This window comes from Pseudonocardia sp. DSM 110487 (assembly GCF_019468565.1).
Lineage (GTDB): Bacteria > Actinomycetota > Actinomycetes > Mycobacteriales > Pseudonocardiaceae > Pseudonocardia.
Window position 1 is genome coordinate 4,392,439 of the sequence record NZ_CP080521.1, and the last position, 11,792, is coordinate 4,404,230.

An 11,792-nucleotide genomic window follows, 5' to 3' on the forward strand; every position below is an offset into this window, starting at 1 on the left:
ATTCCGGCCGCCGACAGGGTGGCAGATCTGCCGGGCTCGTGCGCCATCGAGGTGAATTCGCCGCCGGAACGTCTCGCCGCCGCCACCGTCGCGCTCTTCGGTCCACGGCTGCACGGGAGGGGGTCCGATGAGGGGCTGGGTGGAGGAGGAGTGGCTCGAGCTGCTTGCGGATCTCATGGCATCGCCGGTCACGGAACTGCCGGTCGAGGCCCTCTCCCGGCAGTTGATCCGGACGTTCGACGGGGTCGCGTGCGCGTTCAGCGCGCCGTGCGAACGGGCCGACTCCGCCGCGGTCGAAGTGGTGGAGTGGATCGCGCTCGCTCCCGGAGATCTGTTGATCAAGCGGGTGCACACGGCCACGACGCCTGCGGGAACCGTCGTGGCGTGGAACTGCCCGCACCAGCTCGGGGTGCCGCTGTCACCGGAGGGATGCCGGTCGTTCGTGCTGGGGCGCCACGTCGAGTTCGGCGATCGCGAGATCGAGCTCGGGAAGCGGATCCGCCGGCTGATCGTCGGTCTCGATCAGCAGGCCCGCAGGTTCGCGGCCGACCGGGCCGCGGAAATGGCGAACGCGCGGATCACACCCCGTGAGCAGGCGGTGCTCGGCGAGCTCGCCAGGGGCGTGACCGCCGCGGTGATCTCGCGGAGACTGGGCATCAGCGAACGGACCGTGCACAAGCACCTCGAGCACATTTACGGCAAGCTCGACGTCACCGACCGGCTCTCGGCGGTGCTCAGGGCGCGGGAAGCGGGCCTGATCGCGGCGCGGTAGGCCCCGCTCAGCCGCCGAAGTCCTGCACCCAGTAATGGCCGTTCGGTGCGTAACCGACGCCGATGTGGGTGAACGCGCAGTCCTCGATGTTCCTGCGATGTCCCGACGAGCGCATCCACACAGCCATGACCTCGGCGGCACCCGCGTAACCGTGCGCGAGATTCTCGCCGGAGACGTTGTCGTAGCCCGCGGATCCGATCCGCTCGGCTGACGACGTCCCGGCCCGGTCCTCGTGCTCGAGATAGCCGTGGCGGGCCATGTCGGATGCATGTTGCTGTGCGGTTGAGCGCAGGCGCTCATCGGCTTTCACCGGAGCGCAGCCCGCGTCCTTGCGGATGGCGTTGGTGCGTGCGATCACGTCCGCGGCGAGATTCCGTGCGGGGCCGGCATGCGCGGCTGGTGCCGCGGCGACTCCGCAGAACAGCAGTGGGACGAGTGCGATGCCGATAATGCGTGCGGGATGGCGCCCGAGGCTGACCATGCCGCGAAGTTAGCAGCGGGTTCCGGACACGAAAGAGAACGCCGAGGTCGCCCGGCCGGTCATCGGACGTGACGATCGGCAACCGCCGTGAGCCGGCCCGCGAAGTCGGTGAGCGCGTCCCGGTCGGCGTTGCTGAGGCTGACCCGGAACGTGCCGCGGTCGTCCGGGAGGAAGGCGGTTCCCGGGATGACGAGCGTGTCGTAGTCGACGACGAGCTCGCGTACGACATCCTCGGTGGGACGCTCGGCGAACGGGTGGCGGACCCATGCGAACATGCCGCCCGCCGAGAGCAGCTCGAAGCCACCGGGCCGATCGGCCATCACGGTCCGGAACCAGTTCCGCCTGCCGGCGATCTCGCGGGCCCGCTCCCGCCGCCACCCCTGCGCCGCCGTGAGGCCGGCCCACGCGGCCTCCTGACCGATCCGCGGCGCACAGATCGCGACGCAGTCGAGCAACTTGGTGACCTCCCGGCCCAGCTCGGGGGAGGCGACCAGCGCGCCCACCCGGTAGCCGGGGATGGCGAAGTCCTTGGAGAAGCTGTGCAGGCTGACGACGGTGCGTGTCCACTCCGGATCGGCGAAGAGGGCGTGCGCCGGTTCCTTCGTGTCGCGGAACGACCGGTACGTCTCGTCGAGGATCAGCGCGACGTCGTGCCGCGCCGCCACCTCGGCGAGCGCGGCGATCCGCTCCGGCGAAGCGGTGGCGCCGCTCGGGTTGCCGGGCGTCACCAGCACGATCGCCCGGGTCCGCTGGGTGATCAGTGCCTCCGCCGCCTCCGGCGTGGGCACCAGGTCGGGCCCGGGTTCGAGGTAGACCGGCACGATCCCGGACATCCGCAGCCACATGTCGTGGTTGAAGTAGTACGGCAGGGTCAGCACCACCTCGTCGCCCGGCGCGGCGAGCGCCGACGCCACGAGGCAGAACGCCTGGTTGCAGCCCGCGGTGACGACCACGTGCTCGGCCTGCACACGCCCGCGGTACGCGGCGCAGAGGTCGGCGGCGAACGCCTCGCGCAGGTGGGGGAGCCCGGCGATCTCCACGTAGTCCGCCCCGCGCGGGTGCCGGGCGGTCGCGACGACGTGTTCGAGCACCTCCGACGCGGCGGGGTACTGGGGCGCGGCCTGGGCGAGGTCCAGCAGCTCCCGCTCCTTCACGCGGCGGTCGAGCAGGGCGTAGGCCATGCCGATCGGCGAGTCCGTCGTCTGCACGGTCCAGTGGTTCAATCGCACGCGGTCATTCCTACCGGCCCGGTGGATCCCCGTACGTGCAAGTGTGGGGTGGTCGACTCGTGGCGGGCGGTCGTCCGGCCCCCGATCCGTTCGATCAGCATGCCGACGGCGCGTTCGCCGAGCTCGTCGCCCGCGTGGTCGACGGTGGTGAGCGAGATCAGCGGGTGCGCGGCCAGCCGGATGTTGTCGTAGCCGACCACCGAGACGTCCGGCGTGGACAGGCCGAGCTCGCCGAGCGCGTGCATGGCGCCGAGCGCGTGGTCGTCGTTGATCGCGAAGATGGCCGTCGGAGGCTCGGGTTCCCGCAGCCGCGCGAGCGTCGCGTGGCGGCCGTCGACGTCTCCGCGGGCCGACCGGATGACGTCGATCCGGCCGGCGTGACCGGTCCGGTTCATCAGGTCGCGGTAGGCGGCGAGACGCACGGCGGGTGGCGTGCCGAGGCCGGGTGCCGTCGACTCCTCGTCGCGGGTGAGGTGCGCGATGCGCTCGTGCCCGAGCGAGAACAGGTGCTCCATCGCCAGTGCCGTCCCGGCGACGTCGTCGCCGGTCATCGTGTCGTAACCGACCGAGTCGTCGTGACGGGAGAGCATGACGATCGGGATCCGCGCGGAGAGCTCCTCGAGCCAGTCGGCCGAGACCGCGGAGGCCACCGCGACGATGCCGTCGACGTGCAGGTCGACCAGCGCCTCGATCGCCCGGTAGCCCTCGCGCTCACCCAGCGTGGCCGCCGGGGCCACGACGAGCTGGTACCCGGTGCCGTCGGTGGCACGCGCGGCGCCGTGCAGGATGCGGGCGAGCGCGGGGTTCTCGAGCTCGTGCAGCTGGAACCCGAGCGTGAAGCTCGATCCCCGGATCGCGCGCGCGGCCACGCTGGGGCGGTAGTCGAGGCGCGCGATCGCGGCCTCAACGCGTTCCCGCATCTCAGGGCTCACGCCGTAGGCGTTGCGGATGACCTTGGAGACGGCGGCCCTTGACACCCCGGCCTCGCGCGCGACGTCGAGCATGGTCGCCACTTTGCGTCCGGTCATCGTTTCCTTTTCACGCCGTCCTTCCTGGTGCCGAAGGGTAGTTGACGGCGGTGGCACCCTCATGTGACCCTGCGGTGTAGCACGATCTACACGTCGAATGTAGATCGATCTACATGACGACGCAAAGGAGCGTTCATTGGCAGCGACAGCGGTACGGCCCTTGCGAACGGCCCTCCTGGCCGGGATGGCCTCCTACCTCGACGCGGCCGCGCTGGTGAGTTCGGGTGTGGCGATCAGCGTGCTCTACGCGCCCGCGCTGCACCTCACCCCGGTGATGATCGGGCTGGTACTGGCCTGCCAGCAGTTGTCGTTCGCGGTCGGCGCCCTGTTCGGAGGGCGGCTCGGCGACCGTTTCGGCCGCCGCAGGGTCCTGACCCTCGCGCTCGTCGTGTACGCGGTGGGAACCGCGATCCTCGCGGGCACGACGTCGGTGTGGATGCTCTTCCCTGGCGTCGTCCTCTCCGGCCTCGGCATCGGAGCGGACCTCCCGGTGGCGCTCGCGATGGCGAACGAGGTGGCGCCGCGGGCGAAGAAGGGCCGGATGGTGGTGCTCTCGCAGCTCCAATGGACCCTCGGCATCGCGACGGTGCAGCTGGCGGTGAGCCAGGTCGGGCACCTCGGCGTCACCGGCGGGCGCATCCTGTTCTCCGGGCTGGCCGTGTTGGCGGTCGTCGTGCTCGCGCTGCGGTTCGCACTCCCCGAGTCCGAGGAGTGGCTTGCGGCCCGGCGAGAGGCGGACGAGGCGCGGCAGCGCGGTGAGAGCGCGGGGACCGTGCGGTTCGAGCACCTCACGCAGGTGTTCCGGCGCCCGGTGCTCTGGGCCGTGCTCGCGACGGCCGTCTACTACGCCACCTGGAACGTCGGCGCGAGCATCAACGGGAAGTACGGGAGCTACATCTGGACCCAGCTGGCCGGGGGAGACGTCGAGGCCTATGCGCGGCTCGCGCTCGTCGCGCTGCCGCTGACGTTCCTTGCGAGCCTGCTGTTCATGGGCGTGGTCGACACCCGCTGGCGGTGGCCCTTCACGGCCATCGGATCCGTCCTGATCATCCTCGGCTGGGCGCCACTCGCGCTATGGGGCCCTTCGCAACAGGCGATGGTGGCGCTCGTGTTCCTGTTCGGCATCGGGAGCTGCTTCGCAGGTGAGCCGCTCTACAAGGTCTGGTCGCAGGAACTGATCCCGACCTTGCTTCGCGGCACCAGTCAGGGGGTCACGATGGCCGTCACGCGCGTGATCGCCGCGGTGCTGGCCTTCGTCGTGCCGCCGCTGCTCGCCACGGACCCCGCCGTCGTGTTCGTCGGCATCTTCGCCTTCGCGCTGGTGTCGTCGGCCGTCTGGCTGTTCTGGGTCCCGCGGCTGCCGAAGGCGGTCGACATCGAGCGGCCGGCGGTGGTGGCGTGAACGGGCGCAAGCCGAACGTCCTGATCGTCCTCACCGACGAGTGGCGAGCCCAGGCGACGGGCTACGCGGGCGACGCGAACGCGCGCACCCCCCGCCTGGACGCGCTCGCCGCGGAGTCTATCGACTTCGAGAACGCGGTTGCCGGGGCGCCGGTGTGCTGCCCGGCGCGCGCGAGCCTGCTCACCGGGCAGTACCCGTTGCAGCACGGCGTCTACATCAACGACGTCGAGCTGCGGCCCACCGGACCCACGCTGGGCGAGATCCTCCGCGACACCGGCTACCGCACCGGCTACATCGGCAAGTGGCACCTGTACGGCAGCCCCGACGGGCATTACGGGCGTCGGGGTCGACCGGTGCCGCCCGACCGGCACTTCGGCTTCGAGTACTGGAAGGCCGCGGAGTGCTGCCACGACTACAACGAGTCCTTCTACTACGAGGGCGCCGACCCGCGGCGGAGGTACTGGGCGGGGTACGACGCCGACGACCAGACCGCCGACGCGTGCCGGTTCATCGCCGAGCAGGGAGACGATCCGTACGCGCTCGTGGTGGCCTACGGGCCGCCGCACTTCCCGCTCCACACCGCACCGCCGCGGTACCGGGCGCTCTACGAGGACGCTCCCATCGCGCTGCGCCCCAACGTGACCGACGATGTCGCCGATACGGCGGTGGCGGGCCTGCGCGGCTACTACGCCCACATCGCCGCTCTCGACGACTGCGTCGGCCGGCTGCTCGACGCCGTCGAGCGGAGCGGCTCCGCCGACGACACGATCGTGGTCTTCACCTCCGACCACGGCGACATGATGGGCTCGCAGGGCGTCGAGCCGAACGTCAAGGTGTTCCCCTGGGAGGAGTCGGTGCGGATACCGCTCCTGGTGCGCCACCCGGCGCGGTTCGGCAGGGCGGGCCGGAAGGAACGGGCCGTGTTCGACTGGCCGGACTTCCTGCCCACGCTGCTCGGCCTGTGCGACATCCCGGTGCCCGACTCCGTGACCGGCACCGACGCGCTGCACAGCCCGCGCTCGTCGGCGTTCCTGTCCATGCCGGTGCCCATCTTCCTGGCCCGGACCTACGGCATCGGCGAGTACCGGGGCGTGCGGACCGCGCGCTACACCTACGTCCGCAGCCTCGCAGGGCCGTGGCTGCTCTATGACAACCGCGACGACCCGTACCAGCTGCGCAACGAGATCGACAACCCCGCGTTCGCCGCGATCCGGCAGGAGCTCGACGCGGAACTCGACCGGTGGCTGGACCGGCTGGGGGACGAGTTCCTCCCCGCGCACGCTTACCTGCGTCGCGACGGACTGCTGCACTACTCAGAGGTGAACAACCCGGTCGGGCGCAGCAGTGGCCCGCGCGGCCAGTGGTCCTCGACGATGGACGTCGTCGAGAGCCGGTGACGGGAATGCGCCCGGAGCGGTCCTGGTTGCCTCCGACGTGTTTCGGGGACGTGTCGGGGTCGGTCTTGCGCTGGCGGTGTTGTCGGCTGTCACCTTCGGCCTCTCGGGGCCCTTCGCGAAGGCGCTGACCGACGCGGGCTGGTCGGCCAACGGGGCCGTGCTCGTCCGGATGGGCGGGGCCGCGGCGATCCTGCTGGTGGTACTGGCGCTCACCCGCCCCGGCGTGCTGGCGGCGATCCGCGCCGACGGCCCCGCGCTGGTGCTCTACGGCGTCCTCGCCGTGGCAGGCGTGCAGGTGGCGTTCTTCAACGCGCTGCTGTACGTGCCGGTGGCGGTGGCCCTCCTGCTGGAGTTCCTCGGCCCGATCCTCGTGCTCGCATGGGTGTGGCTGGTGCGCAGGCAGCCGCTCGGTCCCCGCACGCTGTTCGGCGCCATGATCGCGCTATTCGGACTGTCCCTGGTGGTGCAGATCTGGACCGGTGTGGAGCTGCGCTGGGAGGGCATCGCGTGGGGCCTGGCCGCCGCGGTGTGCCAGGCGTCGTACTTCCTGGTGGCCGACCGCGCCGGCAGCAGCACCCCACCGATCGTCCTCGCCGGCGTCGGGATGACGCTGGGCACGGTCGTCGTCGTGCTGCTCGGGGTCGTCGGCGTGCTGCCGATCGTGATCGACACCGCCGCCACGGGCGTGCTCCTCGCCGGTGTCGACGTGGGCTGGCCCATGGCGGCCACGCTGCTGGTGGTCGTCTCGTCGGTGATCGCCTACCTCGCGGGTGTTGCCGCGATCCGGCGCATCGGTGCACCGCGTGGGTCGCTGGTCGCGCTGCTCGAGGTCGTCGCCTCCGCGGTGGCCTCGTGGCTGCTGCTGGGCCAGGTACCGACTCCCGTGCAGGCGGTGGGCGGGGCGCTGATCCTCGGCGGCGTGGCCTTGACCATCACGTCCCGGCGCCCGGCCGCCGTCGAACCCGAGGTGCTGCCCGCGGCGTGAGCCGCCCAGCCGTCGCCGGCGTTGACGTTCCATGATCACCGCCTGCGGTCGTAGGACCGCAGTGGTGCGGTTCTGTGACCGCGTGCGCTGATCATGGTCGTGGTTTCTTCGAAACGGGCCCGGCGCGCCGCGGCGCACGGAATTCTGCTGGCGTGGCCTTGGAGCGTGTCCTGGTCCGGCAGGCCGGCGTCGTCACCCTCGCCCAGGCGCTTGACTGCGGGATCTCGGCCGACACGGTCCGGCGCAGGGTGCGCGGCGGGGCCTGGCGGGAGTTGCGTCGATCATGGCCGGCGTTCACAACGCACCTATGGCTCCATAACACCCAGGAGGTCCTCCAGGGGCGCTGATGCGTTGTCGGGGCGCCAGATCGCTGCCAGGTCCAGTTGTCGGGTCACATTCGTCAACCGGCGGAGGGTGACGCCCTGCCTGCCGAGTGCCGCGGCGGAGGAGGGGACCACCGCCAGCCCGATCCCCGCGGCCACCAGGCCCAGCACGGTCTGGATGAGCCACACCCCGCGCTGCGCGATGCGAGGCGTGATCCCGGCGCCGTCGAACAGTGCGGTGATGGCGGCGTGCAGGCCGGGAACGTCGTGGCGTTCGGGGAGGACGAAAGGTTCCCCTGCGACGTCGGTGAGGGCGACGGTGGGCGCCGTGGCGGCCGGGTGGGCCTCGGGGACGGCGAGCAGGAGGTCCTCGGACGCGAGGCGGCGATGCGCGAGGTCGGGTCCGCTGATCGGCAGGTAGAGCACGGCGACGTCGAGGCGGCGCTCGTGCACGGCGCGCAGCAGCGCGTCGGGGGCCAACTCCCGCAAGGTCAGCTCGACGGCCGGGTGCGTGGCACCGAACTCGCGCAACAGGTCGGGGAGGACGCCGTTGATGGCCGACGGGACGAACCCGACCGTGAGCCTGCCGACGGTGCCGTCTCCGACGCCGCGCACCATCCGGACGGTCTCGTCGAGGTCGGTGAGGAGCCGGCGCGCCTCCGGCAGGAGTGCCGCGCCCGCGGCGGTGAGCCGGATGGCGCGGCGGGAGCGGTCGAACAGCGGCGTGCCGATCTCCTTCTCGAGGAGGGCGATCTGCTGGCTGAGCGGGGGCTGGGCCATGTGCAGGCGCTGGGCGGCGCGGGTGAAGCTGAGCTCCTCCGCCACCGCCACGAAGTAGCCGAGCCGCCGGTACCGCACCAGAGGATCCTATATGCGGATCGTTCTGTTTCAGACAAAGTAGATGTTGGACGTATGGGTGACGCCCGTGGTCAGCTCGCCACATGTCCACACTCGTCGAGCGAGTCACCGTCGATGTCGTCGAGGCGGTCTCCCGGGTCCGGGACGGCGCCACCGTGATGGTCGGCGGGTTCGGCCTGGTCGGCGCGCCGCTCACGCTGATCGAGGGCCTGCTCGCGCACACGAGCGTCGGCAACCTGACGATCGTCAGCAACAACCTCGGCGAGCCGGGCCGCGGCCTCGGCCGGCTGCTCCTGGAGGGCAGGGTCCGCAAGGCGGTCGGGTCCTACTTCACCAGCAACCCCGACGTCGTCGCGGCGTACCAGGCCGGGCGCCTCGAGATCGACCTGATGCCGCAGGGCACGCTCGCCGAGGCGATCCGCGCGGGCGGTGCGGGGATCGGCGGCTTCTACACGCGCACCGGGTGGGGTACGGCGCTCGGCGAGGGCCGCGAGGAGCGGACGATCCGCGGCGAGCCGCACGTCTACCAGGAGAGCCTGCGGGCCGACGTGGCGCTCGTGCGGGCACGGGCTGCCGACGAGCTGGGCAACCTCGTCTACTCCAAGACCGCCCGCAACTTCAACCCGGACATGGCCACCGCGGCCGACCTGGTCATCGCCGAGGTCGACGAGGTGGTGCCGGTCGGCGCACTCGACCCGGAGGCCATCGTGACCCCGCACCTGTTCGTCGACGCGGTGGTGCTGAGCCGATGAGCGACATCCAGCGCCGGATCGCCGCCCGTGTGGTCCCGCACATCCCGCACGGCGCCGTCGTCAACCTGGGCATCGGCATCCCCACGCTCGTGGCCGATCACCTCCCGGATGGCCACGTCGCGCACCTGCAGACCGAGAACGGCCTGCTCGGGGTGGGCCCGACCCCGGCGCCGGACGAGGTCGACCCTGATCTCGTGCACGCCGGCAAGCAACCGGTCACGGCGCGGCCTGGTGCCTCCTACTTCGCCAGCTCGGCGTCGTTCGGGATGATCCGCGGCGGCCACGTCGAGGTCGCGGTGCTCGGCGCACTGCAGATCGACGCGGCCGGCCGGATCGCGAACTGGGCGATCCCCGGCAAGCCGGTGCTCGGCGTCGGCGGCGCGATGGACCTGCTCGTCGGCGCCCGCACCGTCGTGGTGGCCACCACGCACACCGCGAAGGACGGCTCGCCCAAGATCGTGCCGGAGTGCACGTTCCCGCTGACCGCCCAGCGCCCGGTGGACGTCGTCGTCACCGAGGCGGCGACGTTCCGCACCGATCCGGCCGGTCTGGTGCTGGTCGAACTGGCGGCCGGGACCACCGTCGACTGGGTTCGCGACCACACCGCAGCACCGTTCCTGGTCGAGCTGACGGACATCCCGCTGCCGCAGGCAGGCGCCTAACTCGGTCGCATTTCGTCATCGGCTTCGCCAACATGAAACCCCTCGGGTGAGGGGGAAATCGAATGGCTGCGCCGCGGCGCAAAACGGCGGTGCTGCTTGCGCTGCGCTACTACGGGCGGGAGCTCGCCCGGAACCGCCTGATCACTGTTCCCGCGCTGCTGCTGCCGGCGTTGGGAAACACCTGCCAGGCCTACGTCGGCCCGCTGATCATCGCGGCGCTCGCCGGCCGCATCGCAGGGGGAGAGGAAGTCGGCCCGGGTACCGTCCTGCTCTACGTGCTCGGGTTCGCCGCCGTGCTGCTGCTGGCCGAGGCGCTGTGGCGCGTCGGCGTGCACTGCCTGAACCGGACCGACGGCCACGGGATCGAGAACCTGTACGTGATCGGCATGAACGAGCTGCTCGCGAAGGACGCTGCGTTCTTCCACGACAACTTCGCCGGGTCGTTGACGAAACGGGTGCTCAGCTTCGCCGCGCGGTTCGAGGAGTTCGTCGACACACTCGCCTTTTCCGTCATCGCCAACTTCGTGCCGCTGGTGTTCGCGTCGGTGGTCCTCTGGCAGTACGACCCGATGCTGGTCGTCGTCCTGGTGAGCCTCATCGTGGTGACCGGGCTGGCCATCGCCCCGCTCGTGCGGCGTCGCCAGGCGCTCGTCGACCAGCGGGAGGCCGCCATCGCTCGGGTGTCCGGCCACGTCGCCGACAGCTTGATGAACATGGAGACGGTGCGTGCCTTCGCCGCCGAGGAGCGCGAGGCCGCCGAGCACAAGACGCGCGTCGCCGAGCAGCGCAGGCTTTCCATCCGGTCGTGGGACTACGCCAACCTCCGCATCGACACGGTCGTCGCGCCGATGTACGTGCTCACCAACGCGCTCGGTCTGTTCGTCGCCGTCGGCCTCGGCGGCGGGCAACTGGGCGTGGAGGCCATCGTCGTGACGTTCACCTACTACTGGAGCGCCACCCGGGTGATGTTCGAGTTCAACCAGATCTACCGGCGGCTGGAGAGCTCGATGACCGAGGCCGCCCAGTTCACCGAGCTGCTGCTCACCCCGCCGACGGTGCGTGACCCGGTCTCGCCGGAACCGCTGCGCGCCGCCGGTGCGGACGTGCGGTTCGAGCACGTGACGTTCGCCCACGACGGCGCGCCGCCGCTCTTCACCGGCCTCGACCTGACCGTCGGGAACGGGGAGAAGATCGGGCTGGTCGGGCGTTCGGGCGGCGGGAAGAGCACCCTCACCAAGCTGCTGCTGCGGCTGATGGACGTCCACGACGGTCGGATCCTGATCGGCGGCCAGGACATCTCCCGGATCAGCCAGGCCGACCTGCGAAGCCTGATCGCCTACGTGCCGCAGGATCCGGCAATGTTCCACCGGACCCTGCGCGACAACATCGCGTTCGGCCGGCCCGGCGCGACCGATGCGGAGATCCGTCGCGCTTCCGACGCCGCGCACGTCACCGAGTTCGTCGACGCCCTGCCGGCGGGGTTCGACACGATCGTCGGGGAGCGTGGGATCAAGCTGTCGGGCGGCCAGCGTCAGCGGGTCGCCCTCGCCCGCGCCATCCTGCGGGACGCGCCGATCCTGCTGCTCGACGAGGCCACCAGCGCTCTCGACTCGGAGAGCGAGATCCTCGTCCAGCACGCACTGTGGCAGCTCATGGAGGGCCGCACCGCGCTCGTCGTGGCCCACCGGCTGAGCACCGTTGCCCGGATGGACCGGCTCGTGGTGCTCGACGGCGGCCGGATCGTCGAGCAGGGCAGCCACGCGGAGCTGCTCGTGTCACAGGGCACCTACGCGGCATTGTGGGAGCACCAGTCCGGCGGCTTCCTCGACGACGTCGACGACCTCGACGCGGTCGGGGCCGACCAGTGAACGGCATCGCAGCGATGCGCCCGGGCCGTCAGGAG

11 protein-coding genes are annotated in these 11,792 nt (G+C 71.0%); 7 read left to right on the forward strand and 4 right to left on the reverse strand.

The features are described 5' to 3' along the window. Positions 1 to 127 precede the first annotated feature (127 nt). Entirely contained in the window at positions 128 to 772 is a 645-nt protein-coding gene (locus K1T35_RS20440; RefSeq protein WP_220261719.1) for a LuxR C-terminal-related transcriptional regulator, read from the forward strand. 7 nt (positions 773 to 779) lie between these two features. On the opposite strand, the gene K1T35_RS20445 is transcribed toward K1T35_RS20440, so the two are convergent. From K1T35_RS20445 to K1T35_RS20455, 3 genes are read right to left on the reverse strand one after another with little or no spacing between them, the layout of a single operon-like run. Next, the gene (locus K1T35_RS20445) at positions 780 to 1,253 is read right to left on the reverse strand and encodes a CAP domain-containing protein (RefSeq protein WP_220261720.1); all 474 of its coding nucleotides are present in this window, start codon (positions 1,251 to 1,253) and stop codon (positions 780 to 782) included. Between the two features lie 59 nt (positions 1,254 to 1,312). Beyond that, positions 1,313 to 2,482, reverse strand: a complete 1,170-nt coding sequence (locus tag K1T35_RS20450) for an aminotransferase (RefSeq protein ID WP_255622352.1) — start codon at positions 2,480 to 2,482, stop codon at positions 1,313 to 1,315. Then, positions 2,473 to 3,510, reverse strand: coding sequence for a LacI family DNA-binding transcriptional regulator (locus tag K1T35_RS20455; protein ID WP_220261721.1), 1,038 nt, complete (start codon positions 3,508 to 3,510; stop codon positions 2,473 to 2,475). The genes K1T35_RS20450 and K1T35_RS20455 overlap by 10 nt, the downstream gene beginning before the upstream one ends. 160 nt (positions 3,511 to 3,670) lie before the next feature. Between K1T35_RS20455 and K1T35_RS20460 the strand changes: the two genes are divergently transcribed. Genes K1T35_RS20460 through K1T35_RS20470 form a run of 3 tightly spaced genes read left to right on the forward strand, consistent with a single transcriptional unit; the run spans position 3,671 to position 7,294 of the window. Then, a complete protein-coding gene (locus tag K1T35_RS20460) occupies positions 3,671 to 4,912 on the forward strand; it encodes an MFS transporter (protein WP_220261722.1) in 1,242 nt (413 codons plus the stop codon). After that, positions 4,909 to 6,309 (forward strand): sulfatase, encoded by a 1,401-nt coding sequence (locus tag K1T35_RS20465; RefSeq protein WP_220261723.1) that lies wholly within the window; start codon positions 4,909 to 4,911, stop codon positions 6,307 to 6,309. The genes K1T35_RS20460 and K1T35_RS20465 overlap by 4 nt, the downstream gene beginning before the upstream one ends. Positions 6,310 to 6,346: 37 nt before the next feature. Then, the gene (locus K1T35_RS20470; protein WP_220261724.1) at positions 6,347 to 7,294 is read left to right on the forward strand and encodes a DMT family transporter; all 948 of its coding nucleotides are present in this window, start codon (positions 6,347 to 6,349) and stop codon (positions 7,292 to 7,294) included. A 305-nt stretch (positions 7,295 to 7,599) separates the two neighbouring features. On the opposite strand, the gene K1T35_RS20475 is transcribed toward K1T35_RS20470, so the two are convergent. Next, positions 7,600 to 8,475 carry a LysR family transcriptional regulator gene (locus K1T35_RS20475; RefSeq protein ID WP_220261725.1) on the reverse strand — a complete coding sequence of 292 codons (876 nt, stop codon included), beginning with the start codon at positions 8,473 to 8,475 and terminating at the stop codon, positions 7,600 to 7,602. Positions 8,476 to 8,558: 83 nt separating this feature from the next. Between K1T35_RS20475 and K1T35_RS20480 the strand changes: the two genes are divergently transcribed. The 3 genes from K1T35_RS20480 (at position 8,559) to K1T35_RS20490 (ending at position 11,757) form a co-directional block, all read left to right on the forward strand. Then, complete coding sequence (locus K1T35_RS20480; RefSeq protein ID WP_220261726.1) at positions 8,559 to 9,227, forward strand: CoA transferase subunit A; 669 nt, start codon at positions 8,559 to 8,561, stop codon at positions 9,225 to 9,227. Next, the gene (locus tag K1T35_RS20485) at positions 9,224 to 9,889 is read left to right on the forward strand and encodes a 3-oxoacid CoA-transferase subunit B (protein WP_220261727.1); all 666 of its coding nucleotides are present in this window, start codon (positions 9,224 to 9,226) and stop codon (positions 9,887 to 9,889) included. The genes K1T35_RS20480 and K1T35_RS20485 overlap by 4 nt, the downstream gene beginning before the upstream one ends. A gap of 62 nt (positions 9,890 to 9,951) precedes the next feature. Continuing rightward, positions 9,952 to 11,757, forward strand: coding sequence for an ABC transporter ATP-binding protein (locus K1T35_RS20490; protein WP_220261728.1), 1,806 nt, complete (start codon positions 9,952 to 9,954; stop codon positions 11,755 to 11,757). Positions 11,758 to 11,792 lie beyond the last annotated feature (35 nt).